This window comes from Streptomyces sp. NBC_00557 (assembly GCF_036345995.1).
Lineage (GTDB): Bacteria > Actinomycetota > Actinomycetes > Streptomycetales > Streptomycetaceae > Streptomyces.
This window is the reverse complement of sequence record NZ_CP107796.1, coordinates 1,549,278-1,566,521: the sequence shown is the minus strand read 5'-3', so window position 1 is coordinate 1,566,521 and position 17,244 is coordinate 1,549,278. Positions and strand designations below refer to the sequence as shown.

The 17,244-nt window shown below is 74.7% G+C and carries 17 protein-coding genes; 8 read left to right on the top strand and 9 right to left on the bottom strand.

Going from position 1 to position 17,244, the window contains the following annotated elements; translation table 11 throughout:
• Positions 1-10: 10 nt before the first annotated feature.
• Both OG956_RS06160 and OG956_RS40210 read right to left on the bottom strand, forming a co-directional pair.
• The gene (locus tag OG956_RS06160) at positions 11-1,807 is read right to left on the bottom strand and encodes a thiamine pyrophosphate-requiring protein (RefSeq protein ID WP_330336922.1); all 1,797 of its coding nucleotides are present in this window, start codon (positions 1,805-1,807) and stop codon (positions 11-13) included.
• Positions 1,804-2,925, bottom strand: coding sequence for a hypothetical protein (locus OG956_RS40210; RefSeq protein WP_443065536.1), 1,122 nt, complete (start codon positions 2,923-2,925; stop codon positions 1,804-1,806). Before OG956_RS40210 ends, OG956_RS06160 begins: the two co-directional genes overlap by 4 nt.
• 57 nt (positions 2,926-2,982) lie before the next feature.
• Between OG956_RS40210 and OG956_RS40205 the strand changes: the two genes are divergently transcribed.
• The 3 genes from OG956_RS40205 (at position 2,983) to OG956_RS06145 (ending at position 5,858) form a co-directional block, all read left to right on the top strand.
• A complete protein-coding gene (locus OG956_RS40205; RefSeq protein ID WP_443065535.1) occupies positions 2,983-3,141 on the top strand; it encodes a hypothetical protein in 159 nt (52 codons plus the stop codon).
• Positions 3,142-3,381: 240 nt separating this feature from the next.
• Positions 3,382-4,638, top strand: coding sequence for an aminotransferase class I/II-fold pyridoxal phosphate-dependent enzyme (locus tag OG956_RS06150; RefSeq protein ID WP_330336920.1), 1,257 nt, complete (start codon positions 3,382-3,384; stop codon positions 4,636-4,638).
• Positions 4,635-5,858: an MBL fold metallo-hydrolase gene (locus OG956_RS06145; RefSeq protein ID WP_330336919.1), complete on the top strand. Its 1,224-nt coding sequence runs from the start codon at positions 4,635-4,637 to the stop codon at positions 5,856-5,858. Before OG956_RS06150 ends, OG956_RS06145 begins: the two co-directional genes overlap by 4 nt.
• Positions 5,859-5,865: 7 nt before the next feature.
• Here OG956_RS06145 and OG956_RS06140 read toward each other — a convergent pair whose 3' ends face one another.
• Entirely contained in the window at positions 5,866-6,477 is a 612-nt protein-coding gene (locus OG956_RS06140; RefSeq protein ID WP_330336918.1) for a DedA family protein, read from the bottom strand.
• Positions 6,474-7,247 (bottom strand): MBL fold metallo-hydrolase, encoded by a 774-nt coding sequence (locus OG956_RS06135; protein WP_330336917.1) that lies wholly within the window; start codon positions 7,245-7,247, stop codon positions 6,474-6,476. Before OG956_RS06135 ends, OG956_RS06140 begins: the two co-directional genes overlap by 4 nt.
• A gap of 84 nt (positions 7,248-7,331) precedes the next feature.
• Between OG956_RS06135 and OG956_RS06130 the strand changes: the two genes are divergently transcribed.
• The 3 genes from OG956_RS06130 (at position 7,332) to OG956_RS06120 (ending at position 10,868) form a co-directional block, all read left to right on the top strand.
• A complete protein-coding gene (locus tag OG956_RS06130; protein WP_330336916.1) occupies positions 7,332-7,769 on the top strand; it encodes a hypothetical protein in 438 nt (145 codons plus the stop codon).
• A 162-nt stretch (positions 7,770-7,931) separates the two neighbouring features.
• Complete coding sequence (locus OG956_RS06125; protein WP_330336915.1) at positions 7,932-10,223, top strand: phage holin family protein; 2,292 nt, start codon at positions 7,932-7,934, stop codon at positions 10,221-10,223.
• Between the two features lie 219 nt (positions 10,224-10,442).
• Complete coding sequence (locus OG956_RS06120; protein WP_330336914.1) at positions 10,443-10,868, top strand: OsmC family protein; 426 nt, start codon at positions 10,443-10,445, stop codon at positions 10,866-10,868.
• A gap of 123 nt (positions 10,869-10,991) precedes the next feature.
• Here the strand turns inward: OG956_RS06120 and OG956_RS06115 are convergent, their stop codons facing one another.
• The 5 genes from OG956_RS06115 to OG956_RS06095 all read right to left on the bottom strand — a co-directional run bounded on the left by OG956_RS06115 (position 10,992) and on the right by OG956_RS06095 (position 15,884).
• Positions 10,992-11,399 carry a hypothetical protein gene (locus OG956_RS06115; RefSeq protein ID WP_330336913.1) on the bottom strand — a complete coding sequence of 136 codons (408 nt, stop codon included), beginning with the start codon at positions 11,397-11,399 and terminating at the stop codon, positions 10,992-10,994.
• Complete coding sequence (locus OG956_RS06110) at positions 11,396-13,102, bottom strand: right-handed parallel beta-helix repeat-containing protein (protein WP_330336912.1); 1,707 nt, start codon at positions 13,100-13,102, stop codon at positions 11,396-11,398. Before OG956_RS06110 ends, OG956_RS06115 begins: the two co-directional genes overlap by 4 nt.
• 108 nt (positions 13,103-13,210) lie before the next feature.
• Complete coding sequence (locus OG956_RS06105) at positions 13,211-14,020, bottom strand: SAM-dependent methyltransferase (protein ID WP_330336911.1); 810 nt, start codon at positions 14,018-14,020, stop codon at positions 13,211-13,213.
• Between the two features lie 49 nt (positions 14,021-14,069).
• A complete protein-coding gene (locus OG956_RS06100; RefSeq protein WP_330336910.1) occupies positions 14,070-14,933 on the bottom strand; it encodes a helix-turn-helix domain-containing protein in 864 nt (287 codons plus the stop codon).
• 123 nt (positions 14,934-15,056) lie between these two features.
• Positions 15,057-15,884 (bottom strand): helix-turn-helix domain-containing protein, encoded by an 828-nt coding sequence (locus tag OG956_RS06095; protein ID WP_330336909.1) that lies wholly within the window; start codon positions 15,882-15,884, stop codon positions 15,057-15,059.
• 232 nt (positions 15,885-16,116) lie between these two features.
• Here OG956_RS06095 and OG956_RS06090 point away from each other — a divergent pair, with 232 nt between their 5' ends.
• Entirely contained in the window at positions 16,117-16,425 is a 309-nt protein-coding gene (locus OG956_RS06090) for a 4a-hydroxytetrahydrobiopterin dehydratase (protein WP_330336908.1), read from the top strand.
• 5 nt (positions 16,426-16,430) lie between these two features.
• Complete coding sequence (locus OG956_RS06085; RefSeq protein ID WP_330336907.1) at positions 16,431-17,204, top strand: class I SAM-dependent methyltransferase; 774 nt, start codon at positions 16,431-16,433, stop codon at positions 17,202-17,204.
• Positions 17,205-17,244: the final 40 nt, after the last annotated feature.

Genomic DNA, 17,244 nt, shown 5'->3' with positions numbered 1-17,244 from the left:
CTCCAGGGCGCTAGCTCTTGTCCTTGCCGGGCAGGAACTCCTGCACCTTCGCCTTCAGTCCCTGTTTGATCATCGACTTGCGTTCGGCGTCGCCCTTCAGGATCGACGAGGCCGTCGCCTCCATCTGCTCCCAGGTGGCGTGCGGCGGGATCGGCGGCACGGAGGGATCGGTGAGGAACTCGATCACGCACGGACCGTCGGCCTCCAGCGCCGCGCGCCAGCCCGCCTCCACGCCCTCCGGCTTCTCCACCCGGATGCCGGTGAGACCGAGCGACCGGGCGAACGCCGCGTACTGCACGTCCGGGATCTCCTGCGACGGCAGGAACGACGGCGAGCCCTCCATCGCCCGCATCTCCCACGTCACCTGGTTCAGGTCATGGTTGTTCCAGACCGCCACCACCAGCCGCGGATCCGACCAGCGGTCCTTGTACTTCGCCGCCGTGATCATCTCCGCGAGGCCGTTCATCTGCATCGCCCCGTCGCCGACCAGCGCGAACACCGGCCGGTGCGGATGCGCGAACTTCGCGCCGATCGCGTACGGCACACCGGGCCCCATCGTCGCCAGCGTGCCCGACAGCGAACCGCGCATGCCCGGCCGCATCGTGATGTGCCGCGCGTACCAGTTGGCGACCGACCCGGAGTCGGACGTCAGGATCGCGTTGTCCGGCAGCAGCGGATCCAGCGCCCGCGCCACGTACTCGGGGTTGACGGGGTCGGCCGACAGATGGGCCCGCCGCTCCATCGTCTCGTGCCAGCGCTTGACGTTCGCGCACACCGTGTCGTACCACTCGCGCCCGCCCCGGTCGGTCTTCAGCAGCGGGATCAGCCGCCGCAGCGTCGCCTTCGCGTCGCCGACCAGGTTCACCTCGTACGGGAAACGCATGCCGATCATGTGCGGGTCGATGTCGATCTGCACCCCGCGCGCCTTGCCGAAGTCCGGCATGAACTGGGTGTACGGGAACGACGAACCGATCGTCAGCAGCGTGTCGCAGTCCCGCATCAGCTCGTACGACGGCCGGCTGCCCAACAGCCCGATCGGCCCGGTGACGTACGGCAGTTCGTCGCTCAGCACGTCCTTGCCGAGCAGCGCCTTCGCGACGCCCGCGCCGAGCAGTTCGGCGATCTCCTGTACCTCCGCGACCGCGCCGGCCGCGCCCTGGCCGATCAGGATCGCCACCTTGTCGCCCTCGTTGAGCACGTCCGCCGCCCGGCGCAGCGCCTCGTCCGTCGGGGTCATGGTGTACTCGCTCATGCCCATGCTGGAGGGCACCATCTTGAACTCGTGCGTGGGCGGCGAGTAGTCCAGCTCCTGCACGTCGGCGGGGATGATGATCGCGGTGGGGCAGCGCCGGGCGTAGGCGGTGCGGATCGCCCGGTCCAGCACGTTCGGCAGCTGCTCGGGCACCGTCACCGTCTCCACGAACTCCGAGGCGACGTCCTTGTACAGGGTGTGCAGGTCGACTTCCTGCTGGTAGGAGCCGCCCATCGCGGTCCGGTTGGTCTGGCCGACGATCGCCAGCACCGGCACATGGTCGAGTTTCGCGTCGTACAGGCCGTTGAGCAGATGGATGGCGCCCGGTCCCGAGGTCGCCGCGCACACCCCGATGCGGCCGCTGAACTTCGCGTACCCGACGGCCTCGAACGCGGACATCTCCTCGTGCCGCGACTGGATGAACCGCGGCCGGTCCTCGGCACGTCCCCACGCCGCGAGCAGCCCGTTGATGCCGTCGCCTGGATACCCGAAGACCTGTTCCACGCCCCAGGCGCGCAGGCGCTCCAGGATGTGGTCGGAGACCTTGGTGCTCATGAAGGGACCTCCCCGATGGGGTGCGAGCGGACGATCCGGTCAGCACACACCGAGTCACCTGCACGGGAGACGGAAAACCTCCCCGAAGGGGTGCAGACGGGGGCTCCAGGGAGCGGCGAGCGGCGCCGGGCCTGGAACTGCAACGGTGTACGCCGGGGCCGAAACGGGCGGGCTGCGCGCGTCACCCGGCTGGACGTCCCCGTCCCGCGAATGGGGCCCGGCCGCGCGCGCCGCGCCGCAGCGCGGGCTGTGATGGCAGCGAGGGCACGCCCGTGCCCCGTACCAGCGACGCCCGCAGGGCAGTGCCCGCGCACCGCCGTATCCGTCCTACCGGAGGCGGTGCCCGAGGTGCCGCCGTACCGGCGTCCCGCGTACCGCCCGCCACCTCTACCACCGCCGACCGCCGTGCCTCCCGAGGAGCCCTCCCCATGCGCCGCCGCACCGCCCGTGCCCTGTCCGTCGCCTTCGCCGCCGGTGCCGTGCTCGCCGTGGCGGGGCCCGCCGCAGCCGCCGACATCGATCCCGGCGCCCCGCCCGCGGCGCAGACCGCCACCACGGAGGGGGTCCCCGGCCCGTGCGCCGCACCGCAGCAGTGCGCGCTCCCCGGCGCTCCGGCCGCGGTCCCGGGCGACCCGGCCGCGGTCCCGGGCGGCCTGGCAGCGGTCCCCGACGGCGCCGCCGCACCGAGCTACGACCCCGCCTTTCCGGGCCGTGGGGAGGGGGCCCCGAGCCTCCAGGGAGTCACGCCGACCCGCGAGGGCTGGGCCCCGGGCGCCGCTCCGAGCGGCGGTTTCGGTCTGGCGCAACCACCTCAGCCCCCACAGGCTGTCCAGCCCTCTCAGGTAGCTCCGTCCTCTCCGTCCTTCCCGGGCCTCGCCGCCGGCCGTGACCCCTATCTCCCGTCCCCGCAGGGCATCGCCCCCGGCCACGACGGCGTCGCACCGACTCGCGACGGCCTCAGCCCCGGCCACGACGGCCTCAGCCTCGGCCACGACGGCGTGGGACCCGGCCACGACGGCGTGGGACCCGGCCACGACGGCGTGGGACCCGGCCACGACGGCGTGGGACCCGGCCACGACGGCGTGGGACCCGGCCACGACGGTGTCGGCCCGGGCCATGGCGACGGCCGCGGCTGCACCGGCCCCAGACCGTGCCCCGACGCCGAGCCGCCCACCGTGCAGTACGGGGTCGAGGCCGGTACCGGCGGCAGCTTCACCGACTCGGTCCCGGCCCTCGCCGCCGGCGCCACGCTCATCGCCGCGGCCTGCGGCGGGGCCGGCTACCGCCTGTACGGCCGCTGGCGCGCCTCCGTGGGCAGGTCAGCGGACGTGTGACCCGGACAACGTCCGGCACGCCCTTGGAGTGCCGCCCCGCGGGTACACACCCTCCCGAGGGCACCGGCAGGCCCTCGCACCGACGGACTCCACAGCTCACCATCGAGCCACCACCGACGCGAAGGAACCCCCAGCCCGACCCACCCCCCATCGCACACGGCAGCACACCAGGACACAGCCCGGCCCGGCCACCCGGCCCGGACCGGCGGCACACGGCACGAGGACCGCGCGGAGGCGGACATGCGGCGGACGGACCCCGAAGGCCACGGCCCCGTCCGCTACGGCCCGCCGCTCCCCGGCGACGGCCTCCCGGTCCTGCCCGAACTCACCGCCGTACTCGCCGCGGCCGCGAGCCGCACCGACGCCCAGCCGGTCGGCGGCGCCCCCGCGCTCCTCGAAGCGGCCTGCGGCTACTGGACCCGGCGCGGACTGCCCACCGTCCCCGACCAGGTGGCGGCCGGACCCGGTGCCCCCGCGCTGCTGCTCGCCCTCACCGCCGCGCTCGCCTCGGACGGCGGCGACGTCCTCGTACCGCGCCCCTGCGCCGCCTGGTGGGCGCCGTACGCCCGGGTGCTCGGCCGGCCCGCCTACCACGTGCCCACCCCCGCCGAGAGCGGCGGCGCCCCCGACCCCTACGCCCTGCTGGAGACCGTCCGCCGGGTCCGCGCGGAGGGCGGCGACCCCCGGCTGCTCGTGCTGTCCGTCGCCGACGACCCCACCGCCACCGTGGCCCCGCCCGAACTGCTCCACGAGACCGTCGAGGCCGCCACCGCCGAGGGCCTGCACCTGGTCAGCGACGAGACGTGGCGCGACACCCTGCACCACCCCAAGGACACCGTCCTGCTCAGTCCCGCCGAGATGGCGCCCGACCGGGTCACCGTCGTCACCGATCTCGCCGGCTCCCTGCTGCCGCCGGGCTGGCCCGCCGCCGTCGCCCGCTTCCCGGCCGCCGAGTCCGGACGGCACCTCCACGCGCGCGTGCTCGACATCCTCACCGCCCTCGGCGCCCGCATCGCCGCACCCGTCGCCGCCGCGGCCGGGTACGCCCTGGACGAACCCCCGCCCGTCACCGAGCGCCGCGAGGCCGCCGTACGCCTGCACGCGCGCGTGGCCGCCGCCGCGCACGCAGCCGTCGTCGCCGCCGGGGCGCTCGCCCGCCCGCCGCAGGCCGGCCGCCATCTGTACGCCGACCTCGGGCCGTGGCGCGAACCCCTCGCCGGGCACGGCATCGGCGACGCCCAGGAACTGGAGGACCTCCTCACCGCCCGCCTCGGCATGCCCGCGCCCGGCGGCCACCGCTTCGGCGACGACCTCGGGGCGCTGCGTGTACGCCTCGCCACCGGCCCCCTGCTGGGAAGCACGGACGACGAACGCATGGAATGCCTCACCTCACCCGCGCCGTTGGAACTGCCACACGTGCAACGCGCGTTGACCTCCTTGACGTCGGTCCTCGACGATCTCCGCGACGACGCTCAGCGATGGGAGCCTCCTCGATGACGCAGCAGACGCATGAGCCCGAGACGCACGAGCCCGCACCGGCCCCGACGACCCCCACGAGCACCACGACTCCGGCCTCCACCACGACTCCTGCGCCCCCCACGGCTCCGGCGAGCGAGACCACCCCGGCGAGCGCCACGGCCACCGCCACCGCCACCGCGACAGCCGCACCGGCCACGGCGACCGCGACCGCCGCGCCCAGCCGCGGCGCCGGCGTCCAGGACCCCCTGGCGCCCCCGTTCCCCCCGCTGGCCGAGCCCCGCCCGCTCGGCGAACACCGCGTCTGGCCGCGCACCTTCCACGACCGGCTCACCGCCCCCCTGCCCGGCCTCAAGGCCCTCGCCCGCTTCGCCCGCGAGGGCGCCGTACGTCCCGGCGCGGCGGGCCTGGCCGACATCCCCCGGCTCCCGTGCGCACCCGCCCCGCTGCCCCGCGTCGACGCCCGCACCCTCGCCGTCACCTGGGCCGGGCACGCCAGCTGGGTCGTGCGGATCGGCGGCCTCACCGTCCTCACCGACCCGGTCTGGTCCCGCCGCATCCTCGGCACCCCGGCCCGCATCACCCCCGTGGGCGTGCCCTGGTCCTCCCTGCCCCGCGTCGACGCCGTCGTCATCAGCCACAACCACTACGACCACCTGGACGCGCCCACCCTGCGGCAACTCCCGCACGACACACCGGTGTTCGTGCCCGCCGGCCTCGGCCGCTGGTTCCGCCGCCGCCGGTTCACCTGCGTCACCGAGCTGGACTGGTGGGAGGGCGCCGAACTGTCCGGCGTCCGCTTCGACTTCGTGCCCGCCCACCACTGGTCCAAGCGCACCCTCACCGACACCTGCCACAGCCTGTGGGGCGGCTGGGTCCTCACCGACGCCGGCGGACAGCGCCTCTACTTCGCGGGCGACACCGGTTACGGCCACTGGTTCTCCCGGATCGGCCGCCGCTATCCCGGCATCGACCTCGCCCTCATGCCCATCGGCGCCTACGACCCCCGCTGGTGGCTCAGCGACGTCCACTGCGACCCGGAGGAGGCGGTCCAGGCCACCCTCGACCTCGGCGCCCGCCGCATGGCCCCCATGCACTGGGGCACCTTCATCCTCTCGGCGGAGCCCGTCCTGGAACCGCTCACCAGAGTGCGGGCTGCCTGGGAGAAGGCGGGGCTGGAGCGGGAGGACCTGTGGGACCTGCCGGTCGGGGCGTCACGGGTGCTGGAGGCGTCGGGCTGAGGCGCCGCTACCGGAACCGCCGGACCACACCCGGCACCGCGCCGACCAGAACGGTCAGCGCCACCGCCACCGCGACCCCCTCCCACGGCTCCCTGAACAACGACCCGCCCAGCACCCCGATGACCTGATACGTGGCCGCCCAGGCCAGACACGCGGGCAGGTTCCCCCGCGAGAACCGCCTGAGCGGCCAGTCCGCCATGAGGCAGGCCAGCATGACCGGTATGCGGCCGGCCGGCACCAGCCGGGACAGCACGAGCACCGCGATCCCGTGCTCGGCCAGCTTCTCCCGCGCCTGCGCGAGCCGTTCCTCCGGCGCCCGGGACCGTATCGCCTCCAGCCACCGCGAGCCGTTCCGGGACCGCATGCCGCGCCGCCCCAGCCAGTACAGCGCCGCGTCCCCCAGGAACGCCGCCAGCGACGCCGTCACGAACACCAGGACCAGCGACAGAGGCGCCGTCTGATGGAACGCCACCACCGCCGCCGAACTCACCAGCGCGCCCGTCGGCACCACCGGCACCAGCGCGCCGATCAGCACCAGCAGGAACAGCGACGGATAGCCCACCGCCTGCCGCGTGGACTCGGCCGTCGCCGCTCTCGACGCCTCGGCGAGCCAGGTCACCGCGCGACCTCCAGCCGCACGCTCTCCCCGTGCCCCAGCTTGTGCACCGCCACCCCGGGCGCCGCCACCGCCGCCAGCCGCACGAACTCGTCACCCGGCGCGTGGAACTCGTGCGGCCGCACCGCGTCCAGCCCGATCGGCCAGTACGTCCCGTAGTGCACCGGCACCGCCGCCCGCGGCGCCAGCCGCGCCAGCGCCCGCGCCGCCCGCCCCGCGTCCAGATGTCCCGCGCCGAGATACGGCCCCCAGCCGCCCACCGGCAGCAACGCCACGTCCACCGGCCCGACCCGCTCCGCCATCGCGTCGAACAGCCCGGTGTCCCCGGCGAAGTACGTCCGCGCCTCGCCCTCCACCACGAAGCCGAGCGCGGGGGAGCGGTGCGGGCCCACCGGCAGCCGCCGCCCGTCGTGCAGCGCCGGCACCACCCGCACCAGCAGCTCGCCGATCCGCACCTCGTCCCCCGGCGCCACCTCCGTCACCCGCAGCTGCCGCAGCCGGCGCAGACCCGGCACCGCCCGTGGTGCGCCCCGGGGCACGAGCAGGCGCGTGCCCGGGGCCAGCTCCGCGAGCGAGGGCAGATGCAGATGGTCGGCGTGCAGATGCGAGACCAGCACCACGTCCGCCGCACGGGCCCCGGCCGGCGGCAGGGCGCCCCGGCGCCGCCGCAGATGCGCCAGCCGGCGTGCGAACAGAGGATCGGTGAGCACACGTATGTTCCCGTCCCGCACCGTGCAGGTGGCGTGACCCCACCAGGTGATCTCCACCGGCACCCTCTACGCCTCCTTCACGCGACTCCCCGAAGCCTACGGGCAGGAGTAGGGTCGGCGACGAAACCCGGAGGTGAGGGGGACGCCATGGGACAGACGCGGGGTACCTCCCACACGCCCGCATCCGCGCCGGTGCGGGTCATCGCCATCGCCAGCCTGGCTCCCCTGGAGGAACTGGAGGCCGACCCCTTCCTCGTCGACTCCCGCAGCCAGCACGCCATGTGCGCCCGCTGGGCCGCCGAACGCGGATACGTCATCGCCCGGGAGCTCCTCGTCGGCGGACTGCGCTTCGACCACGGCGCCCTGTGGGACGGCGTCCGGCCCGGCGTGGACGTGTTCGTCGCGCCCAGCATGCGCGTCCTGCGACGCGCCCTGTCCTCGGTGGAGGCGTTCACCGCCGAGTGCGCGCGCCGCGGCGTGCGCGTGGAGACCGTCGGGCGGGCCGAGCCGTCGTACGACGCGCAGATGAAGGCCCGTGTGCACCGCCGGCTGTCCATGCCGACGGCCGGCTACGACGGCCGCTGACACCCCGGCCTCACCGTCCGCCGGGCCGCTCACGCCGACTACGGCCCCCGGCGTGCCGTGTCCGGTATGACAAGGTGGGTCCCGGCCCGGTGGGCCGGCGAAGCCGGAGAGGGCCCTTTCACCGCGCGGGCGGGGAGGGCCGGGACGTGAGGTGGACGAGGCGTGCGAGGGGTGCGGTGGCGGCGGGTCGCCGGTCAGTTCGGACGGATCATCGCCGTATGGGCGGTGTCCACCCTCACCATGCTGGCACTGGCCGCCGTCCTGCCCGACTTCCGGCTCCAGTCCGCCGACGGCGACAGCGCCACCCGCATCGCCGTCACCGCCGCGTGCGGCGCCGGTGCGTTCGGCGTGCTGTCGGCCGTGGTCTGGCCGCTGCTGGTCAGGCTCCTGCTGCTGGTGCCCGCCCTCGTACTCGGCCTGCTGGTCTTCTTCCTCAACGGCTCGCTGCTGCTGCTCGCCCTGCGCATCAACCCCTCCGGCCACGGCGAGGCCGCCCCGGAGACCGCCGTCATCGTGGCCGCGGTGATGTCCGCCGTGGCGTCGGCCACCGGCGCCGCCCTAGCCGTACGCGACGACGAGGCCTACCGGCGCCGGCTGCACCGCCTGGCCGCCCGCCGCCGCAGATCCGACCCGCCCTGCCCCACCACGCCCGGCCTGGTCTTCGTCCAACTCGACGGCGTCGGCCGCGACGTGCTCCTGGACGCGGTCGGCAAGGGACTGATGCCGACGGTGGCCCGCTGGCTGTCGGCCGGCGACGGCATACGGTCCACCGGCGACGGCATACGGCCGACCGGCGACGGCATACGGCCGACGGACGACCTGTGCGCCGTCGACGGTACACGGTCCACCGGTGACCGGTCCGACGTCGACGGCACACGGCCGACCGGCGACAGCCCGACGCCGACCCACCGCCTCACCCCCTGGCGCACCGACTGGTCGAGCCAGACCGGCGCCAGCCAGCTCGGCATCCTGCACGGCAGCACTTTCGACGTGCCGGCGTTCCGCTGGTACGAGAAGGACCGCGGGGAGGTGATGGTGTGCAACCGGCCGACGAGCGCGGCCGAGTTGCAGCGCCGCGCCGTGCTGCGCACGGGCAGCGGCGGGCTGCTCACCGTGGACGGCGCCAGCCGCGGCAACCTCTTCAGCGGCGGCGCCGGCGAACAGGCCCTCGTGCTGTCCATCGCCGCCCGCCGGCGGGGCCGGGAGAACCGTTCCCGCGCCGGTTACTTCGCCTACTTCTCCGACCCCGCCAACGCCGTGCGCACCGCGCTGTCGTTCGTCGCCGAGGTGGCCCGCGAGATCGGCCAGTCCGTCCGCGCCCGGATCCGCGGACAGCGCCCCCGGGTGAGCCGCGGCGGCCTCTACCCGCTGGTCCGCGCCTTCGCCACAGTCGTCGAACGGGACGTCGTCGTCGCGGCGGTGATGGGCGACATGCTCGCCGGCCGCACCGCCGTCTACGCGGACCTCGTCGCCTACGACGAGGTCGCCCACCACTCGGGCCCCTGCAGCCGGGACGCCGGGAAGGTGCTCCAGCGCCTCGACCGCTGCCTCGCCCTCCTGGAGCGGGTCGCCGAACACTCCCCCCGGCCGTACCGCATCGTCGTCCTCTCCGACCACGGGCAGAGCCCCGGCGAGACCTTCCGCTCCCGCTACGGCCTCACCCTCGCCGACCTGGTGCGGGCCGGCTGCGGACTGCACGTGCCGCGCCGCGCCGAAGGCACCCGCAGCGGCGCCGAGGCACGGGCCGCCGTCCGGGCCGCGCTGCGCCGGCCCGTGGAGGAGAAGGGCGAGCAGCAGCGGCCCGCCCGCGGCTCCGAGCCGATCGTGCTGGCCTCCGGCAACCTGGGCCTGGTCTCCTTCCCCGACGTGCCGCACCGCCTGACCAAGGAGGAGATCGACGCCCGCCACCCCGCGCTGCTCACCACCCTCGCCAACCACCCCGGCATCGGCTTCGTGCTGGTGGCGAGCGAGGAGCACGACGGCGTGGTGCTGGGCCCTCACGGCGCCGAGATCCCGCTCGCCGAGCTCGACGACCAGCCCGGTCCGCTGGCCCGCTTCGGGCCCGGCGCCGCCGACGCGGTCCGCCGCACCCACTCCTTCCCGCACACCGCCGACATCATGGTGAACTCCGCGTTCGACCCCGCCGACGGCGAGGTCCTCGCCTTCGAGGAGCAGATCGGCTCGCACGGCGGTCTCGGCGGCGCCCAGTCACGGCCGTTCCTGCTCTCGCCGCTGGAGCTGTCCGCACCGGCCGCCGGCGAGGAGGAACCGGCCGGCGCCGAGCAGGTGCACCGGATACTGCGCCGCTGGCTGGACGAGCTGAACGGCCCCCAGGTGCCGCTGACCGACACCGGGGACGGCGGCACCGAAACAGCCCGCCCCGCCCCCGCGCCCGCCGGTGCCGAGCCCGCCGACGCCGAGCCCCGCGGCACGGAGGACGAGCGGGCCGCCTGAGAACCGGCCGCGCCCGCCCGGCCGGACGCCCACGACCCGGCGACCTGCCGCACCGGACCGAGGACTTCCCGCCCGGCGCACCGGTACCCGCGTCACCTCCTGTTCACCCCGCGTGGGCCCGTCTTCGGAGTGCGACGAGCCCGGATGTGATCGGATAGGGGGCACGGAAAACCCCGTTACGGACCTCACGTCACGGGATCCCACGAGAAAGGAACCACCGTGGCCACCACGCGCACCGCGCACACCGTCTGGGAAGGCAACCTGCTCGAGGGCAACGGCGTCGTCACGTTCGACTCCTCCGGCATCGCGCAGCAGCCGGTCACGTGGGCCTCGCGCTCCCAGGACGCGAACGGCAAGACCAGCCCCGAGGAGCTGATCGCCGGCGCCCACTCCAGCTGCTTCTCCATGGCCCTCTCGCACGCCCTGGCCGGCGCCGGCACGCCGCCCACCCGGCTGGAGACCAAGGCCGACGTGACCTTCCAGCCGGGCGAGGGCATCACCGGCATCCACCTCACCGTGCGCGGCGAGGTGCCGGGCCTGGACGCGGACGGCTTCGCCGCCGCCGCCGAGGACGCCAAGAAGAACTGCCCGGTCAGCCAGGCCCTGTCCGGCACGACCATCACGCTGACGGCCGAGCTGGCCTGACCCCCGCACGACCCCGGATGCCGCGCCCCGCAGCGGGGCGCGGCATCCCCGCTTCCGGGGCGGAAGTCCCCGCGCGGCGGCCCGGGGACTTCCGCCTGCCGGCGAACGGGCGTCCGCTGTCGCTCACATGAGGGCGGTGAGGTTTCTGATCGCCTCGTGCGCCCACTCCTGTGCGCCCGCCTCCGCCCCGGCCGCGGCGCCCGTGGCGACCGGAGCGAGGACGCCCTTCAGGCCGTTCAGGGCCCGGCGCAGCCGGCCAGGCTCGGGGGCGTCGGGGCCGGTGACCTCGGCGAGCACCTCCTCGGCCGCGGCCTGGGCGTCCGCCCGGTCCTGCGCGGCGAGGCCCGCCCGCGGCAGCTCCCGCAGCAGGGCGCCCACGCACCGCACGAGTTCCTCGAAACCCGGCGCGGCGGCGGTGTCGTTGCGCTGGTTCTGGGTGACCGTCTCGTTGTTCCAGGCGAACTGGCTGCCCGAGACCGGCCCGTGGAACACCGGCCCTCCGGAGACGTCCTGCCGCTGGGGGTCGGTCATGTGCCGGCTCCGTCCTGTGTGGTCTGCCGCTGGATGACATGGCTGTTGCCGAAGGCGATCTGGGAGTGCTGGATCGCGCCGTTGAAGACCGGGGCGTTGTAGTGGTTGACGACGGTCGTCGGAGCGGGGGCCGGCTCGGGGGCCTGCTCCTCGACCCGCAGTGCGGAGTCGAGTGAGATCAGGGCGACCCGGCCGTTGTGCTGGACGGCCACGCCGCCCGGCGCCCCGGTCACGCTGCAGTCCACCAGCCGTCCGGCGCTCATGCCCTGCACCGACACGGCCACCTTCCCGCAGTCGGTGAAACGGGTGCCGGTGATGTCCAGGTACGCGGAGTCCATGGCGCCGAGGCCGGGTCCCCCGGGTCCGTCGACGACGAGGTTGCGCGCGGACAGCGTCGATCTGCCGATGGCGAGCAGCCCCATGCCCATCTCGGCGACCCGGCAGTCGTGCAGGTGCAGCGTGGCCTCCTCGACGGCGGAGAAGCCCACGATGCCGCGCCGCGCGGTCACCTGGCGCACCGTGGCCCGCGACTGGCCGCCGCAGGCCACCGACCCCATGTGGCAGTCGTCGAACCGGCCGCCGGTCAGCTCTGCCGTGGTGGAGGTGTCGCCCAGCGTCTCCAGGCCCGCCGCGCAGCGTTCGACGCGCACGTCCTCGAAGACGGCCTTGGCCCCTTCCCGCACCCGCAGGGCGACGTTGGTCAGGTCCCGGACGGTGATCCGCGAGAAGCGGCCCCGCGCCTGCTCGACGAGCGCGACCCCGACGTTGCCCCCGGCGATCCGGCAGCCGGTGACCGTCGGCGCGCCACCCCGGGTCGCGAACACCGACACCGCCCCGGCGTCGAGGACCTCGCAGTCCTCGAACGTGCCCCGCCCTCCGTCCGGCACGTTGATGCCGGTGTCCCGGCAGCCGGTGAACACACAGTCGCGGACCACCGGATCGCTGCCGGTCGTCACCGCGACCCCGTGCTCGGCGTCGCTCACCCGGCAGCCCCGCACCAGCCCCCGGGACTGCTCGATGAACAGCACGCCCTCGGCGTGTACGGCCCTGATCACGCAGTCGGCGACGGTCAGTTCGGCGCGGGTGTCCGCGCACACGGCCGCCCGGCCGGTGCCGGTCAGCTCGCACCCCGTCAGCTCGGCCCGGGCGTCGCAGACCCGCACCCCGTGGATACGGCTCGCCTCGATGCGGCTGTCGCGCACCGTGACCCGGCCGCCCTCGGTCACCGCGAGCGCGTTGTCGGCGGCGTCCGTGAGCCGGCACCGCTCCACCGTGCCTGTGCCGCCCGCGAACAGCACGCGACCGTAGACGAAGTGACTGTCCGTCAGGACGGCTGCGGAGTCGCGCCGGGCGTGCAGGCACACCCCGCCGTGGGCCCGGACCTCCACCTGGTCCAGCACCAGGGCGCCGGCGTGCGCGTCGACGACGTCGGCGTCCCGTCCGATCAGCCGCAGCCCGCGCACCGTCACCGACCCGGCGGCGTCCAGCACCGTGCCCCGGGCCGGGTTCAGCACCACGGAACCGGGTGCGCCGCGCGCGACCAGCTCGATCTCGCCGCGGACGATCAGGCGCTCCGGGTAACTGCCCGGCTCGATCTCCACCCGCGCCGGGCCGGGTCGCCTGCCGGCGGCACGCAGCGCGGACCCGATGTCGGGATGGGCGCCCCACCGCCCGCCCGGCGCGACCACGTACCGCCTCACCATGTCCGCATTCCCCCGCCGTGCTCGCCGGTGGCACCGTCCGCTCGCGCCGCCCGATGTTACCGGAGCCCCGGCGGCCCCACCCGGACGCGCGGGCGGACGACGTACGGCTCAGCGCTTGACCGCCACGCCCGCGTAGACCGGCACGACCCCCTCCGCCTGGGCCGCCACGTCCACCGGCTCCGGGCGCCAGCCGTACACCGGGATGACGCCGGGGCCCAGCAGGTCGAGGCCGGTGAAGAAGCGGGAGAACTCCGGGAGCGTACGGGGATGGAAGGGCGTGCCGCTGCTGCGGAACAGCTCGGCTGCCCGGGCCACACCCTTCGGGCTCAGATCCTGCGTGACCTGGGACAGGATCAGGAAGCTGCCGGGGGCGAGCGCGTCGACGTACCGCTCGACCAGCCCGTACACGTCGTCCTCCCGCTCGCCGAGGTAATGGGTCAGCGCGACCAGGGACAGCGCGACGGGCCGGGTGAAGTCGAGGGTCTCACCGGCGAGTCGCAGGATGGTGCCGGGGTCGCGGACGTCGGCGTGGACGTAGTCCGTGCTGCCCTCGTCGGTGCCGCGCAGCAGCGCCTCGGCGTGCCGCAGCACGATCGGGTCGTTGTCCACGTACACCACCCTGGACTCCGCGGCGACGCCCTGCGCGACCTGGTGCAGGTTGGGCTCGGTCGGGATGCCGGTGCCGATGTCCAGGAACTGCCGTACCCCTGCCTCGGCCGCCGTGCGCACGGCCCGGTGCATGAACCGCCGGTTGGCGCGCGCCCCGCGCACCACCGTGTCGTCCACGGCGAGGATCCTGCGCGCCAGTTCCTCGTCCACCGGGTAGTTGTCCTTGCCGCCCAGCCACCAGTCGTACACCCGGGCGGGGTGCGGACGGCTGGTGTCGATCGGCGCGGGCGTGGCATCGCGAGCGGTCATGCTGTTCCCCCTGAGGTCGGTGCGGGCGTGCGGTCACAACGCCCCTGTGTCACAAGGTCTTCCGGAACTCCCGCAGCAGGGTGAGCGTGCGCTGGGCGGAGGCGGCGCGGGCCGTCATGTGGTCCAGCACCTCGAGGTGCGCGGCCACCTCGCGGCGGGAGTCCAGATACAGGGCGCCGGTCAGGTACTCGGTGAACACCATGTCCGGCAGCTCCGGTTCGGCGAACCGGAAGAGCGTGAAGGGCGCGTACGTCCCCGGATGCGGGCCGGCCGCGAACTCGGCGATCTGCAGCGTGACCCGGTCCCGCCCGGCGTACTCCAGCAGCCGGTCCACCTGCGCGCGCATCACGCCGGAGCGCATGCTCACCGGGCGCCTGAGCACCGTCTCGTCCATGATCACCCACAGGTGGGGCGGGTCGTCCCGGTCCAGCAGCCGCTGCCGCTCCATGCGCAGCGACACGTGCCGCTCCACGGACTCCGGCGAGGCCTGCCCGACCGTCCCGGCCTCCAGCACCGCGCGCGCGTAGTCCTCGGTCTGCAGCAGACCGGGCACGAAGTGCGGCTCGTAGGAGCGGATGATCCGGGCGGCGCCCTCCAGGCTCACATAGAGGCTGAACCAGTCGGGGAGCACGTCGTGGAACCGCTGCCACCAGCCCGGCTGGTTGGCCTCCTCGGCCAGCCGCACGAACGCGGCGGCCTCCTCCTCGGGCACCCCGTAGGTGTCCAGCAGCACCTGCACGTAGGGGATCTTCAGCGCGACCTCGGCCATCTCCATCCGCCGCACGGTCGCCGACGCCACCCTGAGGACCTGGGCGGCCTCCTCCCTGCTGAGGTTCGCCGCCTCGCGCAGTTCCTGCAGCCGTTTCCCGAGCACCACCTGGCCCACCGTGGGCGCAGCCCGCCGCTCACTCACGCCACGCCCTCCCCACGCGCCGGATCACCCCCGGCAGTCTGCCATGCGATCCCGCTTCGCACACCGGTCCGAGGCGATCCCGGCGGGCGCGGCAGGAAGCCGGACGGCGGGCCCGGGCAGCGGTCAACCGGCCAGTGTCTGCAGGTACTTGGCGGTGGCCGGGTCGGCGGGCAGGAACGTCTCGATGGCGAGTTCGGCGACCGTGACGTCCATCGGGGTGTTGAAGGTGGAGATCGACGACACGAACGACAGGACGCGGCCGTCGTGCTCGATGCGCAGCGGCAGTGCGAAGTACGGCACGGGCTCGGCCGGTTCGCCGCCCGGCGCGTCCTCGGGCACCGGGTAGGCGGCCACCTCCTCGTACAGGGCGCGCAGCCGGTCCGAGCGCTGCAGCGCGATTTCCCGCTCCATCTGCGCCAGCAGATGCCCCCGCCACTCGCGCAGATTGCGGATGCGCGGCGCGAGGCCCTGCGGATGCAGCGTCAGCCGCATCGCGTTGGGCGGCGACAGCAGGGTCTCCGGCACGCCCTCCAGGAGCATCGCGATGCCCCGGTTCGCGGCGACGACCGTGTAACCGGCGTCGACCACCAGGGCCGGATAGGGCTCGTAGCCCTGGATGAGGCGTTCCATGCCGTCGCGCAACGCGTCCAGCGCCGGGTCGTCCAGCGGGGTCTCCGGATAGCGCGGGGCGTAACCGGCCGCCAATAGAAGGGAGTTGCGCTCGCGCACGGGGACGTCCAGATGCTCGGCGAGCCGCAGCACCATCTCCTCGCTCGGCCGGGACCGGCCGGTCTCGATGAAGCTGATGTGCCGGGCCGAGGAGTCGGCGCGCAGCGCCAGTTCCAGCTGGGAGACCCGGCGCCGCTCCCGCCAGGCGCGCAGCAGCGGGCCGACGCCCTTGTCGGACGGGGCGGGGCAGGAGGCGGCTTTGCCGGTCGCGACAATGGTCATGACGACGACCGTAGTCGAGGAGTGCCCGCATGTACGGGCCGTGGGACAGGGACGGCGCGGCGCAGTACCACGCGAGGGTGCGCGGCTGCCTGCCGGGCCAGGGGCGCCGGGCTCGCCGACGGCCTCGGGGCGGTGGGTGGCTGTTCGGTCCGGGGTGAGTCGGCCGGGGCCGTCCCGGCAGGGCTGTGGCACGCTGGGAGTCCGTGCCGTACCACCGGGAAGGAGCGCGGCCATGGCCGTCGAACCGCTGTCGCAGAAGGAGATCGAGGACCGGCTCGCCGAGCTGCCCGGCTGGTCGGTCGACGACGCCGGCCGGCTCGCCCGCTCCTACCGCCTCGGCTCGCACGTCGCGGCCGCCGCGCTGGTCATGCACATCGCCGCCGTCCAGGACGAACTGGACCACCACTCCGACCTCGCCCTCGGCTACAACACCGTCTCCCTCACCGTGCACACGCACAGCGCCGGCGGCGCCCTCACCGAGAAGGATTTCGCGCTCGCCCGCAGGGTGGAGGACATCGCCCCAGGTCACGGCGCACACTGAGGGGCGTGCTCGACTACGACAAGGAAGCCGACGCCTACGACGCGTCCCGGGGCGGCGAGGCCCGCGCAGCGGCGGCCGCCCATGCCGTCCTCGACCTGATACCCGACGCCCCGGGCCGTCTCCTCGACGTCGCCTGCGGCACCGGCATCGTCACCCGCCGCCTGGCCGCCGGCCGCCCCGCGCTGCGGGTGACGGGTGCCGACCTCGCCGCCGCCATGGTCCGCAGGGCGGCCGCACGGCTGCCGGGCGCGGTCGTACGGGCCGACAGCCGCCGCCTGCCGTTCCCCGCCGGCACCTTCCACGCCGTCACCAGCGTCTGGCTGCTGCACCTCCTGGACCCCGAGGACGTCGCCGGGGTCATCGCCGAGTGCGCCCGGGTGCTGCGCCCCGGCGGCATCTACGTCACCACCGTCGACAAGGCCGCGGCCCACGACGTCGGCAGCGACATCGACGCCGTCCTCGCCTCCCGCCCGCGCCGGCCCGCCCGGGACGACACCACTGCCGTCACCGCGCACGCCGTCCGGCACGGGCTCCGGCCGGCCGGGGAGGCCTCGTTCCGGGGCGTCGGCCAGGGCCGCAGCCCCCGCACCACCATCGCCGACCTGCGCCGCGGCTGGTTCACCCAGCTGCCGCCGGGCGATCCGCGCACCGAGGAGTTCGCCGCGCGCCTGGCCCGTCTCCCCGACCAGGACCGCCCACGCCCGGACCCGGTGTTCGCACTGCGCGCGTTCCGCAAGCCGGTCGAACCGGTCACGGAGCACGAGCCGTACCGGCCGTAGGCGGGCCGAGGTACGACGACCGGGCGGCCCCCCTGTGCGG

Excerpts from the sequence above, each read along its gene's own strand:
- OG956_RS06105 (WP_330336911.1), bottom strand. The coding sequence starts at position 14,020 with ATGACCGCTCGCGATGCCACGCCCGCGCCGATCGACACCAGCCGTCCG.
- OG956_RS06150 (WP_330336920.1), top strand. The coding sequence starts at position 3,382 with ATGCGGCGGACGGACCCCGAAGGCCACGGCCCCGTCCGCTACGGCCCG.
- OG956_RS06160 (WP_330336922.1), bottom strand. The coding sequence starts at position 1,807 with ATGAGCACCAAGGTCTCCGACCACATCCTGGAGCGCCTGCGCGCCTGG.
- OG956_RS06090 (WP_330336908.1), top strand. The coding sequence starts at position 16,117 with ATGGCCGTCGAACCGCTGTCGCAGAAGGAGATCGAGGACCGGCTCGCC.
- OG956_RS06095 (WP_330336909.1), bottom strand. The coding sequence starts at position 15,884 with ATGACCATTGTCGCGACCGGCAAAGCCGCCTCCTGCCCCGCCCCGTCC.
- OG956_RS06115 (WP_330336913.1), bottom strand. The coding sequence starts at position 11,399 with ATGACCGACCCCCAGCGGCAGGACGTCTCCGGAGGGCCGGTGTTCCAC.
- OG956_RS06110 (WP_330336912.1), bottom strand. The coding sequence starts at position 13,102 with ATGGTGAGGCGGTACGTGGTCGCGCCGGGCGGGCGGTGGGGCGCCCAT.
- OG956_RS06130 (WP_330336916.1), top strand. The coding sequence starts at position 7,332 with ATGGGACAGACGCGGGGTACCTCCCACACGCCCGCATCCGCGCCGGTG.
- OG956_RS06145 (WP_330336919.1), top strand. The coding sequence starts at position 4,635 with ATGACGCAGCAGACGCATGAGCCCGAGACGCACGAGCCCGCACCGGCC.
- OG956_RS40210 (WP_443065536.1), bottom strand. The coding sequence starts at position 2,925 with ATGGCCCGGGCCGACACCGTCGTGGCCGGGTCCCACGCCGTCGTGGCC.